This is a genomic window from Wenjunlia tyrosinilytica (assembly GCF_014646055.1).
Taxonomy (GTDB): Bacteria; Actinomycetota; Actinomycetes; order Streptomycetales; family Streptomycetaceae; genus Wenjunlia; species Wenjunlia tyrosinilytica.
Genome location: NZ_BMMS01000009.1, coordinates 213,403 through 238,678 on the forward strand (window position 1 = coordinate 213,403; position 25,276 = coordinate 238,678).

The window sequence follows — 25,276 nt, forward strand, 5'->3', positions numbered from 1 at the left end:
TAACGAGCAGGTTTCCAATCCCCCTTCTCGGCCACATCCCGGGCGCGGTCGTAGAGTCGCCACATGACCGCAGCACGGGACGCCATCCGCAGTGTCGAGATCCTCGACGAGCTTTCGCCGCAGGCCGCGCAGGCCGTCTTCGACCTCATCGAGGAGGCCGCGGAGCACGACGGGCAGTCGGCGGTCTCGGAGCAGGGCAGGCTGCAACTGCGCAGGCGCCGCGAGGGCGTTCGCCATCTACTGCTGCGCCAAGGCGGTGAACTCGCCGGGTACGCCCAGCTCGAGGACACCGACCCCGTCGAGGCGCCCGCCGCCGAACTCGTCGTCCGCCCCGCGCTGCGCCACCGCGGCCACGGCCGGGCGCTCGGCCAGGAACTGCTCGCCCTGTCGGGCCGCAGGCTTCGCGTCTGGGCCCACGGCGGCCATCCCGCGGCCCGCCATCTCTCGGGGGCGCTGGGGCTGGCCCTCTTCCGCGAGCTGCGGCAGATGCGCCGGCCGCTCGACCGGGGACCGGAATTGCCGGAGCCGGTGCTCCCCAGGGGCGTCACGGTGCGCACCTTCGTTCCCGGCAAGGACGACAGCGCCTGGCTCGCCGTCAACGCGGCAGCCTTCTCCCACCACCCCGAGCAGGGCTCATGGACACGTGAGGACCTCGCCGACCGCTTCGCCGAGCCGTGGTTCGACCCCGAGGGCTTCTTCCTCGCCGTCCGCGGGGGCGGGGAAGAGGGCAGTGAAGGGGAAGGGGGAGGGGACGGGGAGCGGGTCGTCGGCTTCCACTGGACGAAGATCCACAAGCAGGAGCAGCTCGGGGAGGTCTATGTCCTGGGCGTCCACCCGTCCGAGCAGGGCACCGGTCTGGGCAAGGCGCTCACCGCGATCGGCCTGCGCCACCTCGCCCTCACCCAGCCGACCGCGATGCTGTACGTGGACGCGGACAATGTGCCCGCCGTCACCGTCTACGAGCGGCTGGGCTTCACGGTCCACGACGTGGACCTGATGTACCGCACGGAGACCTGAGCGCCGGCCCCGTTCTCCGCCTCCCCGCCTACCCGCGGCCCCGCTGCCGCCCGTTCTCCCCGGTCCGCCCGCGCCGGCGGCCCGAACCGCTGCCGGACCCTGCCGCGCACCACCCGGACCCCGCCGGACCAGCCAGGATCCGGTGGGTGCCCCGGAAGGCTCTCTCCCGCTTTCCTGTGCGCCATGTCCTCGTTACCGTCGGTTCAAACTCGGTTGCGAACATCGGCCAATGCAGCCCGTAGTCGCCTGTGCGCCGCGTCGCCCCGGCGCGCTCGCGCCGACGTCTCCGACACCGTTCGACAAGACAACGTTGGACAATGAGATCAACGCGGTGGAGGACGGGCGCGCAGTGGACGGCCCGGTCCGCCACACCGCACCGGAGGAGGAGCAGGCCGCTATGAACCACCCCAGCTCTGCGAGCCAGGCGGCTGGAACAACGGGTTCCGGTTCCACCACGACCGGGCGGGTCAAGCTCGTGCCCGACCTGGAGACCAACGGGGCCGCGGTCCTCCCTGACGGCACCGCCCCCGCCGAGGGCGCGCTCGAGGAGCTTCCCAAGAACCGCTTCCTCGACCGTGAGCGCAGCTGGCTGGCGTTCAACGAGCGGGTGCTCGAGCTCGCCGAGGACCCCGCGACCCCGCTGCTGGAGCGCGCCGCCTTCCTGGCGATCTTCTCCAGCAACCTCGACGAGTTCTTCATGGTCCGCGTCGCCGGCCTGAAGCGGCGGATAGCCACCGGTGTCGCCCAGCGTTCCGCCTCCGGCCTCCAGCCGCGCGAGGTGCTCGACTCCATCTGGTCCAGGAGCCGTGAGCTCATGGCCCGGCACGCCGCCTGCTTCACCCACGAGGTGGCGCCCGAGCTGGCCGCCGAGGGCATCGAGATCATCCGGTGGAGCGAGCTGACGGAAAAGGAGCAGTCCCGGCTGTTCTCCCTGTTCCGCCAGCAGATCTTCCCCGTCCTGACCCCGCTGGCCGTCGACCCGGCCCACCCCTTCCCGTACATCTCCGGGCTCTCGCTCAACCTCGCGGTCGTCGTCCGCAACCCGGTCAGCGGCCACAAGCACTTCGCCCGTGTGAAGGTGCCGCCGCTGCTCTCCCGCTTCTACGAGGCGTCCCCGCAGCGCTACGTCCCCCTCGAGGACGTGATAGGCGCCCACCTCGAAGAGCTCTTCCCCGGCATGGAGGTCCTGGCCCACCACACCTTCCGGGTCACCCGCAACGAGGACCTCGAGGTCGAGGAGGACGACGCCGAGAATCTGCTCCAGGCCCTGGAGAAGGAGCTCATGCGGCGCCGCTTCGGCCCGCCCGTGCGCCTGGAGGTGGAGGAGACCATCGCCCCCGACGTCCTGGACCTGCTCGTGCGCGAGCTCAAGATCAAGGACGCCGAGGTCTACCCGCTGCCCGGCCCACTGGACCTGACCGGCCTGTTCGCCATCGCCGGGCTCGACCGGCCGGACCTGAAGTACCCCAAGTTCGTCGCCGGGACCCACCGCGACCTCGCCGAGGTCGAGAGCGCCTCCCCGCCGGACATCTTCGCCGCGCTGCGCGAGCGGGACGTGCTGCTGCACCACCCCTACGACAGCTTCTCCACCTCCGTGCAGGCGTTCCTGGAGCAGGCCGCGGCCGACCCGGACGTGCTGGCGATCAAGCAGACCCTGTACCGCACCTCCGGCAGCACCTCCGGCGACTCCCCCATCGTGGACGCCCTGATCGACGCCGCCGAGTCCGGCAAGCAGGTGCTGGTGCTGGTGGAGATCAAGGCCCGCTTCGACGAGCAGGCGAACATCAAGTGGGCGCGCAAGCTCGAGGAGGCCGGCTGCCATGTCGTGTACGGCCTCGTGGGCCTCAAGACGCACTGCAAGCTCTCCCTGGTCGTGCGCCAGGAGGGCGACGTACTGCGCCGCTACTCCCACGTCGGCACGGGCAACTACCACCCCAAGACCGCCCGGCTGTACGAGGACCTCGGCCTGCTCACCGCGGACCCGCAGGTCGGCGCCGACCTGTCCGACCTGTTCAACCGGCTCTCCGGGTACTCGCGCCGCGAGTCCTACCGGCGCCTGATCGTCGCCCCGAAGTCCCTGCGCGACGGCCTGGTCAACCGGATCATGAAGGAGATAGCGCACCACCGCGCTGGCCGTCCCGCGTATGTGCGCATCAAGGTCAACTCGATGGTCGACGAGGGCGTCATCGACGCTCTCTACCGCGCCTCCCAGGCGGGTGTCCCCGTCGACGTCTGGGTCCGCGGAATCTGCGCGCTCAGACCCGGCGTCCCCGGGCTCTCCGAGAACATCCGGGTGCGCAGCATCCTCGGGCGCTTCCTCGAGCACTCGCGGGTCTTCGTCTTCGGCAACGGCGGCGAGCCCGAGGTGTGGATCGGCAGCGCCGACATGATGCACCGCAACCTCGACCGGCGCATCGAAGCCCTGGTCAAGGTCACCGACCCGGCCCACCGGGCCTCCCTCAACCGACTGCTGGAAATGGGCACCTCCGACGAGACCGCGTCCTGGCACCTGACCCAGGACGGCGACTGGATCCGCCACAGCACCGACCCCGAAGGACGCCCGCTGCGTCATGTGCAGGAGTTTCTTATCGACGTCGCCCGGAGGCGCCGACGTGGCACGGCAGCACCCTGACGCGCAGGTAGCCGCCACTGCCTCCGCTCAGCCCGTAACCCTCTCCGTCCTGGACGGCCTCACCGACGGCCTTCCCGAAGGCGCCACCGCGGGCGCCCTCCTGACCCGCTACCTCAACGAGCACGCGGCGGCCTTCCTCAGGGCCCTGCGTGCCCGCGCCGAGGGCACCGTGCCCGGCGGCACCGAGGACGAACCGCTCGAACTCCTGCTCGGCGCCGCCCGCAGGATCGCCGCCACCCTGGAGACCTACCAGGGGCTCACCGACGCCGTCTGGGCGGCCACGCTGCGCGACGAGCTCGGCTGGCTGGTCTCCACCATCACGCGCGAGCACGAGTACGCGGCCCGTCTGGCCCGCCTGCTCACCGCACTTTCGCGGCTGGCCGGCGGCACGGACGCGGAGCTGCCGGTCGCCGGTGCGGCCAGGGCCGGGGCCCTGCTCGACCGGCAGCTGACCCTCGCCCGCACCCGCAGCCATTCGGCGGCGCTGCAGGCGCTCGGTTCCTCCCGGTTCCACGCCGTCGCCGACGCCGTGGCCGTGCTCGCCTCCGAGGTCCCGCTGTCGGCAGCCGCCCAGGCACCCGCCCGGGAAGCACTGCTGACCCCGGCCGAGGCCGCGCACAACCGTCTGGCCGAAGCGGCGACCGCCCTTCCCCTGGGGCGGGCCGCGACGGCCTACAACGGTGAGGCGCTGCTCGCCGCCCTGCACCAGATCCCGGCGCAGTCCAGCGGCACCGTGACCGCCCCCCGGTCCGCGCCGTCGGCCGCCCCGCTGCCCAGGGGGGCCGACGCCGAGCAGGACGCGCCCTGGCACCGCGTGCACGACCTGGCCGCGTCGTGCCGGTACGCCTTGGAGGCGTGCGGCGGCCCGCCCGAGGACCCGCGCTGCGAGCGGCTGCGCCGGGCCGTGCTCGTGCTGGAGCTGCACCGCGACGCCGCCGAGGCCGCCGCCGCTGCCGCCGCGGCGGCACGCACCCCGAGGATCGCCCCGGCGACCGCGTACGCGCTCGGGGTGCTCCACGCGGACCAGCGCCGGGAGGTGGAGTCGGCCCGCTACACCTTCAGCCGCCTCTGGCACCGCCCCACCCCGCCGGTTCCCTGACCCGGGGCGCCGGGCAGGCGCCGCGCCCCGGGCCACCGCAGGAGGCAAGCACGAGGCAAGGAGGAGAACCCATGACCGATACGGCACCGGGCACTCGTACCGCCGTCCTCGCCGCAGGGGCCGTGGTGTGGCGCGAATCGCCCTTCGGGGACCACATCGAACTCGCCCTCGTACACAGACCGAAGTATGACGACTGGTCCTTTCCCAAAGGGAAGCTCCACCGGGGCGAGAGCTTCCGCCAAGCGGCGCTTCGCGAGGTCAGGGAGGAAACTGGCCTCGACTGCGTATTGGGCAGGCAGCTGCCCACGGTCCACTACCTGGCCAACGGTCGGCCGAAGGAGGTGCGCTACTGGGAGGCGGTGCCGGTGGGTGGCTCCTTCGCCCCGTCCCACGAGGTGGACCGCATGGTGTGGCTGCCCGTGGGCGCGGCCCGAAGGCGTCTGACGCACGAACGGGACGAGAACCTTCTGGGCGCTCTGCTGGAGACGATCAACCATCCGTGATCGGGTATCCCCTCCCGACAGTCATGGTTCACCCGCCGTTCATTCAGTGCGGTCGGCTGCTTCACCTGATCGGCTTAACGTTCCCAACGTCAGCGGTCGAATGGCCGTTTGGATCATGCATAGACCTCAGCCGGGTCGATCAGGGGCCCGCGGGTTTTCCAGTAAGGGGACACACAGTGAAGCTCCAGCGCAGCGGTCGCAAGGCCCTGGCTCTCGGCGCCGTGGCGGTCGTCAGCTCGCTGACGCTCGCGGCGTGCGGCTCGGACGACAACTCGGGCAAGGGCGACTCGTCCAGCGCTCCCACCACCAAGGCGTCCGACATCAAGTGCGGCGACAAGGGCCAGCTCCTCGGTGCGGGCTCCACGGCGCAGAAGAACGCCATCGACCAGTGGGTCAAGGACTACCAGGCCGCCTGCGCGGGCACGACGATCAACTACCAGCCCAACGGTTCCGGTGCGGGCATCCAGAACTTCGTCCAGGGCAAGGTCGCCTTCGCCGGCTCCGACGCCGCCCTCAAGCCCGAAGAGGTCACCGCCTCCAAGAAGGTCTGCAAGGGCGGCCAGGGCATCAACCTGCCGATGGTGGCCGGCCCGGTCGCGATCGGCTACAACCTCGAGGGCGTGGACAACCTCGTCCTCGACGCCGACACCCTCGCCAAGATCTTCGACTCGAAGATCAAGAAGTGGGACGACGCGGCGATCAAGAAGCTCAACCCCGACGCCAAGCTCCCGAGCACCCCCATCCAGGCGTTCCACCGCTCGGACGAGTCCGGCACCACCAAGAACTTCACCCAGTACCTCGGCAAGGCCGCGCCGAACGACTGGAAGTACGAGGCCGACAAGAAGTGGCTCGCCAAGGGCGGCCAGTCCGCTGACGGCTCCGCCGGTGTCGCCTCCCAGGTCAAGCAGGTCAACGGCGCGATCGGCTACTTCGAGATCTCCTACGCCGACGCCAACCAGATCAAGACCGCCAAGCTCAACACCGGTGCGGCCGAGCCCATCACCGTGAGCGTCGACGCCGCCTCCAAGGCCGTCGCCGCCTCCAAGATCGTCGGCACGGGCAACGACCTGGCGCTCGACGTCGACTTCACCACCAAGGCCGAGGGTGCCTACCCGATCACCCTGGTCACCTACGAGATCGTCTGCGACAAGGGCAATGACCCCAAGTCGCTGAAGTCGGTCCAGGCCTTCCTCGGCTACACCGCCAGCGAGGCCGGCCAGAAGGCGATCTCGGACAAGGGCTACGCCCCGATCCCGACCGAGATCATCGAGAAGGTCCGCAAGGTCATCCCGACCCTCTCGTAACGCTCTCCCGGGCCTGGGCCCGCCCCGCCCCCAACGCCTTCCCACATCCGGGAGGCGGGGCGGGCCCCCCGGCCCCGTCCACGACACGAACCGCGTCCGGTGCACCGCCGCCAGGAGCCCGCCCCCACTCCCCGGGGCATGCTCCGCCAGACCGGAGAAGCCATGGAAATATCACGCTCAGCACCCACCCAGGCAAAGGCCGTCGTTCCACCGGAAAGCGGCCCCCCGAACCTTCGGCAGACCCCCGTCGAGCCCCCCGCACCGCAGAACAAGGGCAAGGTCCGCCTCGGCGACCGCCTGTTCAGCGGTGCCTCGCGCGGCTCCGGCATCCTGCTCCTGGTCATCATGGCGGCGATCGCCGCGTTCCTGACCTACCGGGCCGTCGGCGCCATCGCCGATGACCACGGGAACTTCCTGACCACGAAGGAATGGAACGCCAACGCGACCCCGCCGGTCTTCGGCATCGCGGTCCTGGCGACCGGCACCGTGATCAGCGCGGTCATCGCCATGGTCATCGCCGTCCCGATCGCGGTCGGCGTGGCGCTGTTCATCTCGCACTACGCCCCGCGCAAGCTGGCGCAGCCGCTGGCCTACCTGGTCGACCTGCTCGCCGCCGTCCCCAGCATCGTCTACGGCCTGTGGGGGGCGCTCTTCCTCGTCCCGCACCTTCAGGGCACGACGCAGTGGCTGGACTCCTTCTTCGCGTGGACGTACGTCTTCGACGCGAGCCAGCCCGAGGTCACCCCGCGCAGCCTGTTCACCGTGGGCATCCTGCTGGCGATCATGATCCTGCCGATCGTGACCAACGTCAGCCGCGAGGTCTTCCTCCAGGTGCCGCGCATGCACGAGGAGGCCGCCCTGGCCCTCGGCGCGACCCGCTGGGAGGTCATCCGCATCTCGGTGCTGCCCTTCGGCCGCTCCGGCGTGATCAGCGCCTCGATGCTGGGCCTGGGCCGCGCGCTCGGCGAGACGATGGCCGTGGCCACCGTCCTGTCGCCGTCGGCGATCCTGTCGCTGCACATCCTCGACCCGGGCGGCGGCACCATCGCGCAGAACATCGCCAGCGGCTTCGGCGAGGCCTCGCCCTTCGGCCGTGACGCGCTGATCGCCTCCGGCCTGGTCCTGTTCGTGATCACCCTCGTGGTGAACGGCGCCGCCCGCCTCATCATCGCGCGCCGCAAGGAGTACTCGGGGGCCAACGCATGAGCGCCGTGACCGACAAGACGCCGCAGGGCGGGATCCACCCGTCCGCCCCCTCGCTCAAGCATGCCCGTCTGCCCAAGTGGGCTCCGGCCGCCACAGCCGTCGGTGCGATCGCCGTCGCCGTCGGGATCGGCATGGGCGCCGAGCTCTCCAGCAAGATCCAGTGGGGCCTCATCGCGGTCCTGCTGTTCGTCGGGACCCTGCATGTGCTCTCCAGCAAGGTCGAAGGCACCCGCCAGGCCAAGGACCGGCTGGCCACCAGCCTGCTCTGGGTCTGCTTCATCCTCGCCGTGATCCCGCTGTTCTCGCTGATCGAGTACACGATCGCCAAGGGCCTGAAGGTCCTCGACGCGGCCTTCCTGTCCCACTCGATGAACGGCGTCATCACCACCGAGACCGGCGGCGGTATCTACCACTCGCTGATCGGCACGCTGGAGCAGGTGGGCATCGCCACCGCCATGGCCGCCCCGATCGGCCTGCTCACCGCGATCTACCTGGTCGAGTACGGACGCGGGAAGCTGGCCAAGACGGTCACCTTCTTCGTGGACGTCATGACCGGTGTCCCCTCGATCGTGGCCGGCCTGTTCATCCTGTCCTTCTGGATCATCTACCTGGACTTCAACTTCTCCGGTTTCGCGGGAGCCATGGCACTCGCCATCCTGATGATGCCGGTCGTCGTCCGCTCCACCGAGGAGATGCTCAAGCTCGTCCCCAACGAGCTGCGTGAGGCCAGCCTCGCCCTGGGCGTGCCCAAGTGGCTGACCATCCTCAGGGTCGTCCTGCCCACCGCCATCGGCGGCATCGTCACGGGTGTGATGCTCGCGATCGCCCGGATCACCGGAGAGACAGCCCCCGTGCTGCTCCTGGTGTACGGGTCCACCGCGATCAACAACAACCCGTTCGACGGGCCGCAGGACTCGCTCCCGCTGTACGTCTTCCAGCAGTGGAAGAACGGGAATGAGCCCTCGTACGACCGTGCCTGGGCCGCGGCCCTGGTGCTGATCGCGCTGGTCATGGCGTTCAACCTGCTGGCCAGGGGCATCGCCCGCTGGAAGGCCCCATCCGGAGGGCGCGGCTGAGCCGACGCGGAGGCCGGGGGTCGCCGCCGAGGGACGAGGAGGCGGCACCCGGCCGGAGCGGAAGCGAAGCGAAGCCCGACCAAGACGACCGACACACGCTTCGAAGAGGACGAGAAGAGAACCATCATGGCCAAGCGAATCGACGTCAGCGGCCTCTCCGCCTACTACGGCTCCGCCAAGGCGATCGAGGACATCTCGATGACGGTGGAACCCCGCTCCGTGACCGCCTTCATCGGCCCCTCCGGCTGCGGCAAGTCCACCTTCCTGCGCACGCTGAACCGCATGCACGAGGTCATCCCCAACGCCCACGTCGAGGGCAAGGTGATGCTCGACGACGAGAACCTCTACGCCTCCGGCGTCGACCCGGTCGCGGTGCGCCGCACCGTCGGCATGGTCTTCCAGCGTCCGAACCCGTTCCCCACGATGTCGATCTACGACAACGTGGCCGCCGGGCTCAAGCTCAACGGAATGCGGCGCAAGGGCGACCTGGACACCCTGGTCGAGAAGTCCCTCAAGGGCGCCAACCTCTGGAACGAGGTCAAGGACCGGCTCAACAAGCCCGGCGCCGGGCTGTCCGGCGGACAGCAGCAGCGCCTGTGCATAGCCCGCGCTATCGCGGTCGAGCCGCAGGTCCTGCTGATGGACGAGCCCTGCTCGGCCCTCGACCCGATCTCCACCCTCGCCATCGAGGACCTGATCGGTGAGCTGAAGGAGCGCTTCACGATCGTCATCGTGACGCACAACATGCAACAGGCCGCCCGGGTCAGCGACCGCACCGCGTTCTTCAACCTCGCGGCGGTCGGCCAGCCCGGAAGGCTCATCGAGATCGACGAGACCGAGCGGATCTTCTCCAACCCGTCCGTGCAGGCCACCGAGGACTACATCTCCGGCCGCTTCGGCTGATCCACCGGACCGCCCGGTCCCCCGAGCTCCCCGTGGCGCTGCATGGCGGTGCCGCCGCGGGGAAGCAAAAGCCAGGGCCCGTCTCCTGCCTGGGGAGACGGGCCCTGGTGTGCTCCGTGGAAGGGGGGCGCCGCGCGGCCGGTGACGGGAAGGGCGAGCGATGGGGCGGCAAGGCTCCGGTCAGGGTCAGCCCACCGCCAGATCGGTGGCCCACCATATGAGCCCGGCCACGATGCCCGCGGCCGGCATGGTGAGGAACCAGCCGACGACGATGTTCTTGGCGACGCCCCAGCGCACGGCGGAGACCCGCTTGGTCGCTCCGACGCCCATGATCGCCGAGGTGATGACATGCGTCGTGGAGATCGGCGCCTTGAAGATGTAGGCCGTCGTGTACAGGATCGACGAGGCCGTGGCCTCGGCGGCGAAGCCCTGCGGGGGGTCCATCTCGATGATCTTGCGGCCGAGGGTGCGCATGATGCGCCAGCCGCCCGCGTAGGTGCCCAGCGACAGCATGAGCGCGCAGGTGATCTTGACCCAGACCGGGATCGAGTTGCCCTCCTGGTAGCCGCCCGCGATGAGCGCCATGACCACGATGCCCATCGTCTTCTGGGCGTCCTGGATGCCGTGGCCGAGTGCCATGGCGGCCGCCGAGACGGTCTGCGCGACCCGGAAGTGCCGCTTGGCCTTGTGCGGATTGGCCTTCCGGAACATCCACAGGATGGTCAGCATCACCAGGTAGCCGAGCACGAGGCCGACCATCGGCGAGAGCACCATCGGGATGACGATCTTGTCCAGCACACCGTTCCAGTGGACCGTGCTGGAGGCGGCGAGCGCCGCGCCCACCAGGCCGCCGAACAGCGCGTGCGAGGACGAGGACGGCAGCCCGAAGTACCAGGTCAGCAGGTTCCACGTGATCGCGCCGACCAGCGCCGCGAAGAGGATGACCAGCCCGTCGTGCCCCTCGGGTGTGGCGATGAGCCCCTCGCTGACCGTCTTGGCGACCCCCTCGCCGAGGAAGGCGCCGAGGAGGTTCATGACCGCGGCCATGGCGAGCGCGGCCCGGGGGGTCAGCGCACGCGTCGATACGGAGGTGGCGATCGCGTTCGCCGAGTCGTGGAAACCGTTCGTATAGGTGAACAGGAGTGCGACGCCGACGACGACAATGAGTCCTACAAGATCCACGGAGGTCAGGACTCCTTGACGGCGATGGTCTCAACCGTGTTCGCCACGTGCTCGAACGCGTCCGCCGCCTCTTCCAGGACATCGACGATCTGCTTGAGCTTGAGCACCTCGATCGCGTCGTACTTGCCGCTGAAGAGGTGGGCGAGCAGCTTGCGGTGGATCTGGTCGGCCTGGTTCTCCAGCCGGTTGACCTCGATCCAGTACTCGGTGAGGTTGCTCATCGTGCGCAGGTGGGGCATGGCCTCGGCGGTCAGCTCCGCCGCGCGGTTGAGCACCTCGACCTGCTGCTCGACGCCCTTGGGCAGTTCCTCCACGTTGTAGAGGACGACCAGGTCGACGGCCTCCTCCATGAAGTCCATGATGTCGTCGAGGCTGGACGCGAGGGAGTAGATGTCCTCGCGGTCGAAGGGCGTGATGAACGACGAGTTCAGCTGGTGGAAGATCGCGTGCGTGGCGTCGTCGCCCGCGTGCTCCGCCGCCCGCATCCGGTCGCCGATCTCGGAGCGCGCGGATGCGTCTGCGCCGAGCAGTTCCATGAGGAGCTTCGAACCGGTGACGATGTTGTCCGCGGACGCGGCGAACATGTCGTAGAAGCTCGTCTCCCTGGGGGTCAGACGAAAACGCACGTGAGGTCTCCGGGTTGCTTCGGGTGCGGTCTGGATGATGCTAGGCGCTTCGGACACCGACTGTTCAAACCGGGGGGCCTGCACCCTCACCATGTACCCGTTCGCATCCAGTCGCACGCGTACGGCTACCGGCGGCCTTCGAAATATGCTTCGAAGACGTGGCCTGCCTGGCTTCGCCCCAGTCCGGGGCCTGGGCCGAACCTACCCGGTGTGACGGATCGGGCCGGTGCCCCGCTCCCGTCGCCCAACCGCTCCCAGCAGGGTAGGATATACCCATAGGGGGTATATCGGGGCATGTTTGACGGGCTATGACGGGCTACGGGAGGGACGGGAGGACCTGTGGACACGCAGGCCGCACACGAGGTACCTGAGACAACGGACACACCCGGCGCCGAGAGCGGTGTGCACGGCTACAGCAAGCAGAAGGACCAGCACCTCAAGCGGCTGCGCCGGATCGAGGGCCAGATCCGCGGTCTCCAGCGAATGGTCGAAGAGGATGTGTACTGCATCGACATCCTCACCCAGGTCTCGGCCGGAACCAAGGCCCTTCAGGCGTTCGCGCTGAGCCTGCTCGAGGAGCACCTCAAGCACTGCGTCGCCGCCGCCGTCGAGCAGGGCGGGCCCGAGGCAGACGCCAAGGTGAGCGAGGCGACCGCCGCCATCGCCCGGCTGCTGAGGAGCTGAGCCGCCCAGGGCCTTCGATCGGGACCGGGCACGAGCCGGGACCGGGCACTGGCCAGGACACCGCACGAGCCGGGTAGCACGAGCCGCGTACGGGCTGGAGCCGCGCAGACGAGCCGGGCCGGCGCCCAGGGTGGCGCGGGCCCGGCCGGTCCGCTCTGTGGTGCGCGGTGCCTCGGCGTCCGCCGACGCCTCGGTCCCTTGGTGCCCTGGTGCTCAGCGGTGGGGGGCCGCCGTGGAGCACAGCCGCTGACCGCCGTCGGAGCGGCCCACCTGCAGGACCTCGTCGATCAGGTCCGAGCTGAGCCGGTCCCCGCTCGCGGCCGAAGCCGCGATGATCAGCTCACCGCACATCTCGATCTCGGCGAGGGCCACGTGGTCGTGGACACCCGCGCCGCGCGGCGAAGTCACGTGCACCACCTCCTCGTCATGGACGACGGCATTGAAGCTGAGCTTCCAGACTAGGTTCCGGTGCACCGGCCGCGCATGGCACGGACGGACCATTTGACGCGGTCCCGCAGGGTCAGCTTCCAGGCGTCCCCGACGCCGCCGGGGAAACGATCTTCCCGTTCCAGATGTCCGCCGACCGCGGCACCGAGAACGACGCCCTGCTGCCGAAGTCGAAAAGCTCGGTGACCGACACCACCCGCACGTCGTTGCGCACCCCCGGAGCCCCGCTGGCACTGCGGAACCGGAACACCTGCCGGACCCTTCTCAGCCGCCCGTTCTCGTCGAGGTACACATCGAACGGGACCCGGCTGACCGTGAAGCTGCGCGCCGCCGCCCGTAGCGCCTTGGCGCTGTCGTCCGGGGCCCGGCCGGCCGCCACCAGCATGTCGGCCGCACCCCGGAAGTGCCGCACCCGCACCCCGTCCAGCCTCTCCGTGCCCACCAGCCGGACGTCACGCGCCCCACGCAGCAGATCCGCGGCCGTGACCGGGTCGGTAGCGCCGCCCGTCACCAGATTCCCGTCCGCGAGCCGGGCCGTGCGCACCCGCACCCACTTGTCCGTGGGCACCCCGGCGCCCCGGTTGCGCATGTACACCGCGCCGGGCACCACCAGTTCGGTGATCGGCCCCTGCTCCATCCCGGCGGTCTCCGGCAGTGTCACGCTCAACTGCCCCTGCCGACTGGTGTAGTCGAACGTTCCCTTGCCCACGATGGTCACCAGCGTCCCGCCGGTCGCCATCTCCATCGACGTCCGCGTCCTCGACGAGCCCCAGCGCCGCAGGACATCGGGCGCCGCCCGCACCGCCTCGTCCGGATCCTCGGCGATCCGGCCCGAGGCCACCGCCACCGGCTCGTTCCCCGACGCGTCCCCCGAACAGCCCGCCAGACCGCCGAGCACCACCGCTGCGACAACCCCCGCCCCCGCAGCCATGGCCGCAGCGAGGAGTGGAGGCGCGGACTTCCCGCGCCCCGGCTCGGAAGTGGGCTTGTCGATCATGGCCCGGACAACCCCCTGGGAGTGCGCGTCCCTCCGTGCGTCCGGAGAAGGACTCCCTTCCTCTAACGAGTCCTTTCGCCGCCGGTCACGGCGGCCCCACCATGCGTGACCCCTGGGTTACCGTGGATGTGTGCCAAGTCACCCGCCGGCTCAGCCGACGAAGGCCGAGGAACAGGAACACCGCACCCACACCGTCGAACACGGGCGATTCTGTGTCGCCCGCTGCGCCTGCGGGTGGTCGGGCCCGGCACGCCGCAGCCGCGAGAGGGCCCGCCGCGACGCCTCCGAGCACATGGGCTAGCCTCGCCCGCCTCCCGTGGGGTCCACTTGACCTCCAGCGCATGGGGCGAGTGACGGAGGCAGCGCATGGGCGAGCCGGACGAGGCCGAGGAGCCGTCGACGGGCACCGGGCGGCGTTCGGTGCTGCGCGGCGGTGCCGCTGCCGCAGCCGGACTGCTACCGGGGCTGTCCGCCTGCGGCTCCGGTTCGGATTCCGGTTCCGGCCACCCGAAGCCCAAAGCCTCTGCGGCACCGTCGCGTTCGGCCACCGCCTCGCACCGCCCGAGCCCCCTGCCCACCCGTCGCGCGGACTGGGGCGCGCTCGCCAAGAGCCTCGACGGCCGGGTGGTACGCCCCGGCGGCCGCGGCTACGACGACGCCCGCCGGGTGTTCAACGCGCGCTTCGACTCGGTACGCCCCGCCGCCGTCGCCTACTGCACCCGGCCCGAAGATGTGGCCGAATGCCTGCGCTTCGCCCGCTCGACCGGCACCCCGTTCACCGTCCGCAGCGGCGGCCACTCCTACGCCGGATGGTCCACAGGACGCGGCCTCGTCGTGGACGTCTCCGAGCTGTCCTCCATATCCGTCAGCGGCGGCACGGCCACCATCGGCGCCGGGGCCAAGCTGATGTCCGTCTACGACAGGCTCGCCGCCCGCGGTGTCACCGTCCCCGCGGGGTCGTGCCCGACGGTGGGCATCTCGGGACTGGCCCTCGGCGGCGGCCACGGCGTGGTCAGCCGCGCCTACGGGCTCACCTGCGACAGCCTCAGCGGCGCCGAGGTCGTGCTCGCCGACGGGAGGATCGCCCAGGTGTCGGCCAATCGCGACAAGGAGCTGTTCTGGGCGCTGCGCGGCGCGGGCAACGGCAACTTCGGGGTCGTCACCGAGCTGCGGTTCACCACCCACCCCGCCCCGGACTGCGTCACCTTCTCCCTCACCTGGCCCTGGGCCCGCGCCGCCGAGACCGCCCGCGCCTGGCAGGAGTGGCTCACCTCCGCGCCCGACCGGCTGTGGACCCACCTGGTGCTCAAGGCCGGCACGGGCGGGCGGCCCACGGTGAGCGTCGGCGGCCTCCACCTCGGCGACGAGGGCGACCTCTACAACCATCTGGACCGGCTCTCCGACCGGGCGGGCGCTCCCACGACCTCCTCCGTCACCACCAGGACGTATCTGAAGGCGATGTACTACATGGCGGGCTGCTCGGAGACCGCCGTGTGCCTGCGGCAGACCGCCGCCCCCTACACCGGGCGCTCCCACTTCCACCCGGGGCCGCTGTCCTCGGACGCCCTGGCCACCCTCACCGACCGGATCGGGCGGCTGCGCGGCCTGCCGGCGGGCGGGGAGGGAAGCGTCCAACTCTCCGCGCTCGGCGGGGCGGTCAACCGGGTGGGGGCGCACGAGACGGCATTCGTGCACCGGAACTCGTTCCTGCTCGGCCAGTACCTCGTCTCCTGGCCCCGCGACGCCTCGAAGTCCGCCGTCAACCGCAGCACCAGCTGGCTGGACGCCACCCACTCCGCGCTGCGCCCGTACACCCGCGGAGAGGCGTACCAGAACTACACCGATCCCGGGCTGAGGGACTGGCGGCAGGCGTACTACGGGGACAATCTGCCGCGCCTGGAGAAGGCGAAGGCCACCTACGACCCGGACCGCCTCTTCCGCTTCCCGCAGGCCATCTGACGGCCGCTCGCGGCGCGGACCCGGCCCCCGACCAGGTCTGCCGCCACCGGCTCAGGCCGCGAGGCCCGTGTCCTTGCCGACCGGCTCCGGGAAGGGCTCCCCCTTGGGCGCCCGCTCCCGGGCGACCACCAGGGGCCGCAGCCTCGTACGGGCAACGGCCGTGCTCAGCGGGGTCAGCAGCGCCATCGCCAGCGGCGCGAGCAACAGGGCCGTCGCCGTGCCCAGCGCGAAGCCCCCGGCGACGTCCGAGGGGTAGTGCACGCCCATGTAGACACGGGCGAACCCCTGCACCAGCGCGACAGCCACGGCGGCCAGGCCCAGCTTCCGGCTGACGAGGAACAGCCCCACCGCCATCGCCATCGCCAAGGTCGCGTGGTCGCTGGCGAACGAGAAGTCGGTCTTGCCTCCGACCAGGACGTCGAGCCCCCTGTGGTCCACGAAGGGCCTCGGGCGGGCCACCAGGCCCCGTACGGGGATGTTCAGCAGGAGGGCGATGCCGGCGGCCAGCGCGGCCCACACCACGCCCGCCACGGCCGCGGGGGCGTCGGGACGGCGGCGGGCCACGAACCAGCCGAGGACGGCCAGCATGGACAGCGCGCCGATGCAGCCGTACTCACCGATCACCTCGACCGTGCGGTCGGCCCAGTGCGGGGCACGGTCGGCCACACCGTTGATGTCGTAGAGCAGGCCGACATCGGGGTTCGAGCCGTCCCATTCCAGCCCAGTCATGCACACCCCTCGCGGTCGATCCGTAACGGCCTGCCCCCACAGCGACAACGCCGCGACCGGTAGCCGACGTTCCGCTCCCGGCACCCGGAGCATCGGAAGTTACCGAATGGTGATCAGATGTCCCGCGGCACCCGGCACCCCCGCCCAGAACCGGCGCCCGGCACCGGGGGTCGCCCCGGGGCTCAGGCGGTCTTCGGCCTCGGCAGCGCGGCGGCACCGTCGCGGGTCACGCGGGTGGCACCGATGTAGTCCGGGGTGTCGATCTTGTCAAAGCGGATCACGGCACCCGTGTGCGGGGCATTGATCATGTACCCGCCACCCACATAGATGCCCACGTGGTGGATGCTCCGCGGATTGGTGAGATCGTACGCGAAGAAGACCAGGTCACCGGGCTGGAGCTCATCGCGCTTGGGGTGCTGCCCGGCGTACCACTGGTCGTTCGCCACCCGGGGCAGCTCGATGCCCACCGAGCGGTACGACGCCTGGGTCAGGCCCGAGCAGTCGAACCGTCCGCCCTGCTCGGGCGTGCCGTTGCCGCCCCACAGATACAGCGTGCCCAGCTTGCTCTGGGCGAAGTAGATCGCCCCCGCCGCCTGCTGGGAGACCGCCACGGGCCGCACGGGGGCCGCGAAACTCTTCGCGAGGGAGGTGATCTGCTTCACATAGTCCTTGGTCTCGGCGATGTCCGGCACCCCCCCGGCGGCGATCACCCGGTAGGGACCGGCGTTGTAGGCGGCCAGCATGTTCGCCACCGGGTCCCCTCCCACCCCGCGCACATCCTTCGCCAGCGTGCAGTCGTAGGAGGCCGCCGAGGGGATGGCGTCGGCCGGATCCCACACGTCCCGGTCCCCGTCCCCGTCCCCGTCGACACCGTGGGTGGCCCAGGTGCTCGGGATGAACTGGGCGATGCCCTGCGCCTCGGCCGGGCTCACCGCGTTCGGGTCGAAACGGCTCTCCTGGTACAGCTGCGCGGCCAGCAGCGGAGGCGAGAGCTCCTTGCACAGGGAGCCCCACTTCTGCACAAGTCCCGCGTACGCGGCGGGTACTGTGCCCTTGGCGAGGTTCATCGACTGACCGTTCGCCACACCGGACCCGGAGGCAGCGGAGTACGTGCCGACGACCAGGAGCGTCATGAAGGAGAGGAACAGCGCCAGCACCCCGCCGACGCCGAACCAGACCTTGCGTCCCATCGAGGGCCGCCCCCTCCCCGTTGGCCAAGAACCCCTATGACACGTGCATGTGACACCGTCTCCGACACCGCTGGTGACACCCGCGCCCATTCTGCGTCGGCTTGTTGCTCAGCGCAATCGCCCGTGATACACAGAGTTAGCTGCCCACCCTCGTTCGAAAGCGCCCGCTCCAGTGTGACGCCAACCCGTCGCCGGCGTCCGGACCGAACGGGGAACAGACCGGAAAAGCCGTCAAGTCGACATCGCCGGACGGGGTTCCCGTCCACGATAGTGGGCCAGGATACTGAGGGTGCCCTCGCAAGCCCGGCGAGACGCATCAAAACCGAATCGGGGTGGTGAGAACCATGAATCTGAGTGCCCAAAAGGGCGACATCGACGTCATCATCGGCGGTATCGCGCCGGACTGGGGGCCTTTCGGCACCCTGGGCACCGAGGCTCGAGTGATGGTCGAAGTCGTCATGGCCGTCGCCATCCTCGCGTGTCTGGCCATCGCCATCTGGGGGGCGGCCAAGCAGCGCATCGGCGCCACGGCGCTGCGCGACACCTTCAGTGCCGAACAGGGCAAGGGGCTGATCATCGCCGGACTCACCGGCGTCTTCATCATCGGGTCGCTCGGCACCCTGTTCACCATCGTGTACGGCATGGCCGTGTAGTCCCGGACCGCCCACGCCGACATCCCATCAGCCACCGACGCCGCCGACCACCCGAGCCGGTCCCACCGCGGCAGCGCCTGTCCCCTCGAGGTCCTCTGCATGTCCAGCAGTGACGACGGCCCCCTCACCCGAACCGTGCTTCCCGAGGACGAACAGGGCGGCACGGCGAGAAGGCCACGCCCGCTGCGCTCACTCCTGATCGTCCTGGGCGTGGTGGCCCTCCTGCTCGCCGCCATCGCCGTCGCCAACCGTGGGGGCGGCGGCGCGGCCGACGGCAACAGCGGAAACGCCGACGGGACCGGCCCCGAGGGCAGGACCAACCCCACCGCCCCCACGGGCGTGGCACCGGTCACCGGCTCCCGGGGCGGCATCGCCAAGGGCTTCGCCCACACCGAGCAGGGAGCCCAGTCGGCCGCGGCGAACTTCGCGGTCGCCCTGGGCTCCGACGGGATGTTCAAGAAGGCCCAGCGGCACACCCTCGTCGACTCCGTCTTCACACCCCAGGCCGCGGCCCCCCTGAAGGCCCAGCAGGACCAGGCGTACTCCACCGACTTCCTCAAGAAGGTCGGCCTCGACGCCGAGGGCAACGCCCCGAGCGGAATGAACTTCATCTCCCGCACCGTCCCGGTCGGCACCAAGGCGGACGCCTACCAGGCCGACACGGCCACCGTGTCGGTGTGGTGCACCGGCCTGATCGGCATGGCCGGGACCGGGTCCGAGAACCCCGTGCGGACCGACTGGCTCACGTACACGTTCGAGCTGCGGTGGACCGACGGCGACTGGAAGACCGTCAAGGCCTCGCAGAAGAAGGGTCCAGCGCCGGTCGACGGCGACGTACCGGTGTCCGGCGCGGAAGAGATCGCCGGAGCCGTGAAGGAGTTCGGGGGGTTCACCTATGCCCGGTAGCGCGCGCCGCCTCGTGACCGCGGCGGTCACCCTGGCGCTCACCGCCCTGCCCACGGCCGTCGCCGTGGCGGCACCGACGCCGGATCCGTCCAAACCGCCGAACCCGTCGCCGAGGCCGAGCACGGGTGGCAACGTCGACTGCAGTGGACTGTTCGGCGAGGCCAAGGAACTCTGCCTGAAGGGTGACAAGGGTCACCTGCCCGGCACGGCCGACCCGCTCAACCCCCTCGACTCCCTCGCCGACGGCTGCGCCGAAGCCGCCCGATGGGTCATCAAACAGCTCTCCAAAGCCGTCAACGAGACCACCCAGGTCGACTTCACCAACGCCGGCTTCCTGCGCCAGTACGCCGTCGTCTTCGCCGCCTCCACCATCCTCACCCTCGTCCTGTGGATGCTGGCGGTCATGAAGCGCGCCGTGCGCGGCGTCCCGCTCCACGAGGCGTTCACCGAGGCCGTCGGCTTCCTCTGGCTGACCGTCGTCGCCTCCGCCTTCACCCCGCTGGCGCTCTACTCCCTCGTGAAGGTCACCGACGGGGTGACCGAGGCCATCGCGGTCGGCACCAAGTCCGACACCTCGATGTTCTTCGACAACTTCTCCAAGGCGCTCCAGCCGGGCAAGGACATCGGCGGCGGCCCGATCATGCTCATCGTGGTCTCGATGGTCTCGATCCTCGCCGCCGCCGTCGTCTGGCTCGAACTCCTCATCCGCGCGGCCCTGCTCTACGTCGGCGCGCTGCTGGGCACGGCCGTCTACTCCGGCCTCGTGGACAAGAAGCTGTGGGGACACGTCCGTCGCTGGGCGGGCATCATGGTCGCCGTGCTGCTGGTGAAACCGGTCATCGTCATCGTCCTCGGCCTCGCCGGGGCGATCTCCGCCGGCACCGGCGACGACAAGTCGTTCTCCGCCGTCTTCTCCGGCCTCGCCATCATCCTGCTGACGATCTTCGCCAGCTTTATGATCTACCGGTTCGTGCCCGGCTTCGGCGACGACATGTCCAAGCTCCTCGACGCCCGCAAGGGCGCCCTGCAGGCCCCCGCGGCCGCCGTCATCAACAGCCCCGCCACCATGCTCCGCCAAGGCATCACCGCCCACAGCACCCGCCCCGACGCCCAGAGCAACAACCAGCGGGCGAGCGGCAGCGGGGGCTCGGGCGGGGGCGGCGCCGTCTCCTCCGGCATCGCCGCCCACAGCACCCGCGCCAACGCCAACGGGAACGGCTCCGCGGGCCAGGCCACGGCCACCACCCCCGCACCGCGCACGCACCGAAAGCCCGGAGGTGACCAGTGAGCACTCAGCCTCTCGCCCCGCGGCGCACCTATCTGATCGGCAAGGCCCGCCCCAACGCCATCATCGGCAAGAACCGTGAGACCGGCGAGATCGCCGTCATCATCGCCGGTGCCTTCCTCGGCATGATGTGCGGCCTGCTGATGCCCCTGCTCCCTCTCCGGCTCGCCGGCCTCGTGGGCTTCCCGCTGCTCGCCTTCGCCGCGGTCTACATGCCCTACCGGCGGCGCACGTTCTACAAGTGGGTCGAGATCAACCGCACCTTCCGCCGGACCACCCGGACCACCCCCACCTGGCGCTCGGCCGCGCCCGAGGCGGGCACCCGCATGGCCGACGGCCGCGAGGTCGAGATCGGCCCGCCCCCCGGCATCGGCAAGGTCAGCTGGCTGTCCGCCCCGTTCGGCCCGGACGAGATCGCCGTCCTCCTCCACCTGGACAGGCGCACCGTCACCGCCGCCATCGAGATCGAGGGCCCCGGTGTGGGCCTGCGCGACTCGGAGGACCAGGAGGCCCTGGTCGACCGGTTCGGCACGCTCCTGAAGCACGTGGCCAACGGGGACGGGTTCGTCACCCGCCTCCAGATGCTCGCGCGCACCCTGCCGGCCGACCCCGACGCCCATGCCAAGGACGTCGAGCGCCGCGGTGACTCCGGCGCACCCGGGTGGCTGCAGGACTCCTACGAACAGCTCCAGTCCATGGTCTCCACCTCGAGCGAGCAGCACCGCGCCTACTTGGTCGCCTGCATGCACTACACCCGCGAGCTCGCCGCCGAGGCCAATGCCGTGGCCAGGGGTTCGCGTCTGCCCCGCGGGGCGGTGAACAAGGACGCGGGCCTGGCGGCCGTGATGTCCCGTGAGCTCACCGACATCTGCGCCCGCCTCGCGGAGGCCGACATCCGTGTCCGCCAGCCCCTCGGCCAGGCCCGGCTGTCCTCGCTCGTCCACTCGATGTACGACCCGGACCACCCGATGGACCACATCCAGGCCATGACCCGACGCAACGCCTGGCCCGCGGAGCTCGACGCCACCCACCCGCAGTTCCTCCAGGCCAAGACCCGCGAGTCGGTCACCCGCGAGCCCTGGTGCCACGCCACCGCGTGGATCAAGGAGTGGCCGCTCACTCCGGTCGGCGTCAACTTCCTCGCCCCGCTGCTCGTCCACACCCCGGACGTCATCCGCACCGTCGCCGTCACCATGGACCTCGAGCCCACCGATGTGGCGATCGAGCGCATGCTCACCGAGAAGACCAACGACGACGCCGACGCCAGCCGCGCCGCCAAGATGCACAAGGTCGTCGACCCCCGCGACATCGCCCACACCGGCCGGGTCGACCAGCGCGGTGAGGACCTCGCCAGCGGCGCCGCGGGCGTCAACCTCGTCGGCTACATCACCGTCTCCTCCCGCAGCCCGGAGATGCTGGCGCGCGACAAGCGCACCATCCGTGCCTCGGCCGGCAAGAGCTACCTCAAACTCGAGTGGTGCGACCGCGAGCATCACCGCGCGTTCGTCAACACGCTTCCGTTCGCCACCGGCATCCGCCGCTAGGATCCCTGAACCCTGCAGGAGGGCCGATGCCCGGCTTCGAGCCGCTGACCGCACTCACCGAGGCGTTCACCAGTTTCCTGTTCGGGAAGGTGGAGACCACCAGGCTGCCCGTGCGCACCTCGACGGGCCAGGCCCAGGCGGTCTACCTCCCGACCGCCGCCCCCGGCCTCGGCGACTCCGGGGTGATCATCGGCCGCGAGGTCTACTCCGGCAAGGGCTACATCTACGACCCCTTCCAGCTCTACGGACAGCAGCTGCCCGCCCCCCACTGGCTGGTCCTCGGCGAGTCCGGCAACGGCAAGTCGTCCCTGGAGAAGACCTACGTCCTGCGCCAGCTGAGGTTCCGCGACCGCCAGGTCGTCGTCCTCGACGCCCAGGGCGAGGACGGCGTCGGCGAGTGGAACCTCATCGCCCAGGCCCTCGGGATAACTCCCATCCGGCTCGACCCCATGGCGGCCATCGACAGCGACATCCGCCTCAACCCGCTGGACCCGGCGATCACCTCCACCGGGCAGCTGGCCCTGCTGCGCACCATCATCGAGGTCGCCATGGGCCGCGGTCTCGACGAGCGCGCGGGATTCGCGCTGAAGGTCGCGCACGCCTATGTGCACGACACCGTGACCGACCGTCAGCCGGTCCTGACCGACATCGTGGAGCGCCTGCGCCACCCGGTCATCGAGTCCACCGAGACGATGAACGTGGACGCCGAGGACGTGCGCAACTGGGGCCTGGACGTGGCCCTGGTCATCGACCGGCTCGTCGACGGCGACCTGCGCGGCATGTTCGACGGGCCGACGACCGTGGGCATCGATCTCGACGCCCCGCTGATCGTCTTCGACCTGTCGCACATCGACCGCAACTCCATCGCCATGCCGATCCTCATGGCGATCGTCGGCGTCTGGCTGGAGCACACCTGGATCCGCCCGGACCGCAAGAAGCGCATCTTCCTGGTGGAAGAGGCCTGGCACATCATCAACAGCCCCTTCGTGGCGCAGCTCTTCCAGCGCCTGCTGAAGTTCGGCCGGCGCCTCGGCCTGTCCTTCGTCGCCGTCGTCCACCATCTCTCGGACGTCGTCGACGGGGCGGCGGCCAAGGAGGCCGCGGCCATCCTGAAAATGGCCTCGACCCGCACGATCTATATGCAGAAGGCGGAGGAGGCCCGTGCCACGGGCCGGGTACTCGGTCTGCCACGCTGGGCGGTGGAGATCATCCCCACCCTCACCCCCGGTATCGCGGTGTGGGACGTCAACGGCAATGTCCAGGTCGTGAAGCACATCGTCAGCGAGGCCGAACGCCCCCTCGTCTACACCGACCGCGCCATGACCGAGGAGTCGCCGGTCGAACGCGGCGGCGACAAGCAGTTGGCCGACGACGCGGTGGCGTGATCGCCGATGACCACAGCGCCTCGTGACCGCCGCAACGAGTCCACGGCCCAGCGCGGGATCCCGGACGGCGCCCTCATCGGCTTCCTCCTCCTGCTCCTGGGAACGGTCGCCCTCACCTGGGTGGCCACCGGGCTCGCCGGGTTCGTCCAGTACGGCAGCTGGCCGGACATCAAATTCGCCCACACCGCCCTCGCCCTGCGCCGCCTCGCCACGCGACCCTCGGATCTGGAGGCGGCCTGGAGCCACCCGGACCCGGTGCCCGGCCTGCCGACCCCGACGGCGTTCTGGACGACGCTGTTCATCCTCGTGGCCGTCCTGCTGGCCGTTTCGGTGCTCGGGATGACGGCGTGGACCCGCTTCCGGGCACCGGTGAAGGCCCAACAGGCCCGGGTCAGGGCGGTGCAGGAGGCAGCCGAACGAGCGGCGGCGGCCCCCGCTCCGGCCGCGGTTCCGATGCCCGTCCAACCACCTCGGCCGCAATCGGCACCGCGGCGACCGGCCCGGACGGAGACCGTGCCGGTGCCCCAGCCCCCGCTCGAAGCGCGGCCCGAGACACCGGCTGAGCGGCCGCCCGCCGTCCCCGTGGAGGCCGCGGCACCCGTGGCCGCCCAGGTTGCCTCCCCGGCGCCCCGGCACCCTCTGGCGGAGCAGGCACTGGTCTCCAGGGCCAGGGCCATCCGCCCCGAGATCCCGGTCATCGGCCGGTCCCTGCACGATGTGCTGGCCTACGCCATCGGCCTCGGCCACGACAGCGCCGACGGCACTGAGCTCTTCGGCGGTCTCGACCAGACGTTCAGCGTCTACGGCTCCCCCGGGACGGGCAAGAGCTCCCGCCTGGTGCACCGCGCGGTCACCCATGCCCCCGGCCCCGTCCTGGTCACCTGCGACGGGCCCTCGACCCTGCACGCCACTTCCGGGGCCCGCGAGAAGACCGGCCCCGTCCTGGTCTTCGACCCGCTCCAGCTGTCCGACACGGCACAACGCCTGCGCTGGTCGCCCGTGCAGGGCTGTGAGGACCCGTCGACCGCCGAGTCCCGCGCCCGGGCGCTCCTCGAACCAGTGCGGCCCCTGGCCCGCACCCTGCTGTCCGACGCCAACACCCAGCAGACCGCCCACACCCTCCTGCGCTGCCTCCTGCACGCGGCGGCCCTCGACGGCCGCCCGATCCGCCAGGTGCACCGCTGGGCCAATGGCCAGGGGACCCGTGACGCGGTCAAGGTGCTCAGGACGACCAAGGACGCGGCTGCCGACTGGGCGGGCTCCCTGGAGTCGACGCTCTCCGGCCACCCCCAGCAACTGGAGGCGGGAAGGGCCCTGACGGCCCGTGCGCTTGACTTCCTGTCACAACTCCATGTGCTCAACTCGTGCACGCCCTCTGGATCTGAGCAGCTCAACGTGGAATCGTTCCTTTGTGAACGGGGAACGCTTTACCTGGTGGGTGAAGCGTCCGAAGACCCCCGCTCCCACCCGGGCGCGATGCCTCTGCTGACCGCGCTCGCCGCGCACGTGGTCGAGCACGGCCGGCGCATGGCCGCCAGGTCATCCTCCGGTCGGCTCGACCCACCAATGCTCTGCGCCCTCGACGACGTGGCGACCCTCGCCCCGCTCCCTGTCCTGCCGGAGCTGATGTCCGTGGGCGGCAAGGTGGGCATCCCGACGCTCGCCGTCCTGCGCTCCGAGGAACAGGCCCGCCACCGCTGGGGCGACCGCGGCGCGACGACCATCCACCAGTCCTCGGGCGTGCGCGTCACGATGGACGCGGATACGGCGGGGACCGCGAAGCTGGAGCTGAACGACGGGCACCGGGTCGTCGCTCGGCTGTAGTCGTCAAGCCGTGGCGGGCCTGAGAATTCCGGCCGGAACGCAAAAAAGCTCCGGCTCCCGCGATCCTGAAAGGACCGGGGAGCCGGAGCTCAACAATTGTTCGGCGGCGTCCTACTCTCCCACAG

22 protein-coding genes are annotated in these 25,276 nt (G+C 70.4%); 16 read left to right on the forward strand and 6 right to left on the reverse strand.

Features of this window, described 5'->3' with window-relative positions:
* Window positions 1-63: 63 nt before the first annotated feature.
* From mshD to pstB, 8 genes are all read left to right on the forward strand, one after another.
* On the forward strand, window positions 64-1,017 hold the full coding sequence (gene mshD / locus IEY86_RS12710) for a mycothiol synthase (RefSeq protein ID WP_189131717.1): 954 nt from the start codon (window positions 64-66) through the stop codon (window positions 1,015-1,017).
* Window positions 1,018-1,414: 397 nt separating this feature from the next.
* Window positions 1,415-3,649, forward strand: coding sequence for an RNA degradosome polyphosphate kinase (locus IEY86_RS12715; protein WP_373287010.1), 2,235 nt, complete (start codon window positions 1,415-1,417; stop codon window positions 3,647-3,649).
* Window positions 3,630-4,748, forward strand: coding sequence for a CHAD domain-containing protein (locus tag IEY86_RS12720; RefSeq protein ID WP_373287006.1), 1,119 nt, complete (start codon window positions 3,630-3,632; stop codon window positions 4,746-4,748). The genes IEY86_RS12715 and IEY86_RS12720 overlap by 20 nt, the downstream gene beginning before the upstream one ends.
* Window positions 4,749-4,819: 71 nt before the next feature.
* Entirely contained in the window at window positions 4,820-5,251 is a 432-nt protein-coding gene (locus IEY86_RS12725; RefSeq protein ID WP_189131718.1) for an NUDIX hydrolase, read from the forward strand.
* Between the two features lie 176 nt (window positions 5,252-5,427).
* Window positions 5,428-6,555, forward strand: coding sequence for a phosphate ABC transporter substrate-binding protein PstS (pstS, locus tag IEY86_RS12730; RefSeq protein ID WP_189131719.1), 1,128 nt, complete (start codon window positions 5,428-5,430; stop codon window positions 6,553-6,555).
* Window positions 6,556-6,717: 162 nt separating this feature from the next.
* On the forward strand, window positions 6,718-7,761 hold the full coding sequence (pstC, locus tag IEY86_RS12735; protein WP_189131720.1) for a phosphate ABC transporter permease subunit PstC: 1,044 nt from the start codon (window positions 6,718-6,720) through the stop codon (window positions 7,759-7,761).
* Window positions 7,758-8,837 carry a phosphate ABC transporter permease PstA gene (gene pstA, locus IEY86_RS12740; RefSeq protein ID WP_189131721.1) on the forward strand — a complete coding sequence of 360 codons (1,080 nt, stop codon included), beginning with the start codon at window positions 7,758-7,760 and terminating at the stop codon, window positions 8,835-8,837. Before pstC ends, pstA begins: the two co-directional genes overlap by 4 nt.
* A gap of 126 nt (window positions 8,838-8,963) precedes the next feature.
* On the forward strand, window positions 8,964-9,740 hold the full coding sequence (pstB, locus tag IEY86_RS12745; RefSeq protein ID WP_189131722.1) for a phosphate ABC transporter ATP-binding protein PstB: 777 nt from the start codon (window positions 8,964-8,966) through the stop codon (window positions 9,738-9,740).
* 186 nt (window positions 9,741-9,926) lie between these two features.
* Here pstB and IEY86_RS12750 read toward each other — a convergent pair whose 3' ends face one another.
* Both IEY86_RS12750 and IEY86_RS12755 read right to left on the reverse strand, forming a co-directional pair.
* Window positions 9,927-10,922 (reverse strand): inorganic phosphate transporter, encoded by a 996-nt coding sequence (locus IEY86_RS12750; protein WP_189131723.1) that lies wholly within the window; start codon window positions 10,920-10,922, stop codon window positions 9,927-9,929.
* A gap of 5 nt (window positions 10,923-10,927) precedes the next feature.
* Window positions 10,928-11,548 (reverse strand): DUF47 domain-containing protein, encoded by a 621-nt coding sequence (locus IEY86_RS12755; RefSeq protein WP_189131724.1) that lies wholly within the window; start codon window positions 11,546-11,548, stop codon window positions 10,928-10,930.
* 339 nt (window positions 11,549-11,887) lie between these two features.
* Here IEY86_RS12755 and IEY86_RS12760 point away from each other — a divergent pair, with 339 nt between their 5' ends.
* On the forward strand, window positions 11,888-12,232 hold the full coding sequence (locus tag IEY86_RS12760) for a metal-sensitive transcriptional regulator (RefSeq protein ID WP_189131725.1): 345 nt from the start codon (window positions 11,888-11,890) through the stop codon (window positions 12,230-12,232).
* Between the two features lie 213 nt (window positions 12,233-12,445).
* Here IEY86_RS12760 and IEY86_RS12765 read toward each other — a convergent pair whose 3' ends face one another.
* A complete protein-coding gene (locus IEY86_RS12765) occupies window positions 12,446-12,646 on the reverse strand; it encodes a hypothetical protein (RefSeq protein WP_189131758.1) in 201 nt (66 codons plus the stop codon).
* A 106-nt stretch (window positions 12,647-12,752) separates the two neighbouring features.
* On the reverse strand, window positions 12,753-13,610 hold the full coding sequence (locus IEY86_RS12770; RefSeq protein ID WP_189131759.1) for an SCO4651 family lipoprotein: 858 nt from the start codon (window positions 13,608-13,610) through the stop codon (window positions 12,753-12,755).
* Between the two features lie 432 nt (window positions 13,611-14,042).
* On the opposite strand from IEY86_RS12770, the gene IEY86_RS12775 reads away from it, so the two are divergent.
* Window positions 14,043-15,635 (forward strand): FAD-binding oxidoreductase, encoded by a 1,593-nt coding sequence (locus tag IEY86_RS12775; protein ID WP_189131726.1) that lies wholly within the window; start codon window positions 14,043-14,045, stop codon window positions 15,633-15,635.
* A gap of 51 nt (window positions 15,636-15,686) precedes the next feature.
* On the opposite strand, the gene IEY86_RS12780 is transcribed toward IEY86_RS12775, so the two are convergent.
* Both IEY86_RS12780 and IEY86_RS12785 read right to left on the reverse strand, forming a co-directional pair.
* A complete protein-coding gene (locus IEY86_RS12780; protein ID WP_189131727.1) occupies window positions 15,687-16,364 on the reverse strand; it encodes a phosphatase PAP2 family protein in 678 nt (225 codons plus the stop codon).
* A 182-nt stretch (window positions 16,365-16,546) separates the two neighbouring features.
* A complete protein-coding gene (locus tag IEY86_RS12785) occupies window positions 16,547-17,554 on the reverse strand; it encodes a C40 family peptidase (protein ID WP_189131728.1) in 1,008 nt (335 codons plus the stop codon).
* A 344-nt stretch (window positions 17,555-17,898) separates the two neighbouring features.
* Between IEY86_RS12785 and IEY86_RS12790 the strand changes: the two genes are divergently transcribed.
* The 6 genes from IEY86_RS12790 to IEY86_RS12815 all read left to right on the forward strand — a co-directional run bounded on the left by IEY86_RS12790 (window position 17,899) and on the right by IEY86_RS12815 (window position 25,151).
* Window positions 17,899-18,207 carry a DUF8827 family protein gene (locus tag IEY86_RS12790; RefSeq protein WP_189131729.1) on the forward strand — a complete coding sequence of 103 codons (309 nt, stop codon included), beginning with the start codon at window positions 17,899-17,901 and terminating at the stop codon, window positions 18,205-18,207.
* Window positions 18,208-18,306: 99 nt separating this feature from the next.
* The gene (locus IEY86_RS12795) at window positions 18,307-19,113 is read left to right on the forward strand and encodes a DUF8175 domain-containg protein (RefSeq protein ID WP_189131730.1); all 807 of its coding nucleotides are present in this window, start codon (window positions 18,307-18,309) and stop codon (window positions 19,111-19,113) included.
* Window positions 19,103-20,401: a hypothetical protein gene (locus IEY86_RS12800; protein WP_229698369.1), complete on the forward strand. Its 1,299-nt coding sequence runs from the start codon at window positions 19,103-19,105 to the stop codon at window positions 20,399-20,401. Before IEY86_RS12795 ends, IEY86_RS12800 begins: the two co-directional genes overlap by 11 nt.
* On the forward strand, window positions 20,398-21,942 hold the full coding sequence (locus tag IEY86_RS12805) for an SCO6880 family protein (RefSeq protein ID WP_189131731.1): 1,545 nt from the start codon (window positions 20,398-20,400) through the stop codon (window positions 21,940-21,942). Before IEY86_RS12800 ends, IEY86_RS12805 begins: the two co-directional genes overlap by 4 nt.
* Window positions 21,943-21,968: 26 nt before the next feature.
* A complete protein-coding gene (locus IEY86_RS12810) occupies window positions 21,969-23,327 on the forward strand; it encodes an ATP-binding protein (protein ID WP_189131732.1) in 1,359 nt (452 codons plus the stop codon).
* A gap of 6 nt (window positions 23,328-23,333) precedes the next feature.
* Window positions 23,334-25,151 carry a type IV secretory system conjugative DNA transfer family protein gene (locus tag IEY86_RS12815; RefSeq protein WP_189131733.1) on the forward strand — a complete coding sequence of 606 codons (1,818 nt, stop codon included), beginning with the start codon at window positions 23,334-23,336 and terminating at the stop codon, window positions 25,149-25,151.
* Window positions 25,152-25,276: the final 125 nt, after the last annotated feature.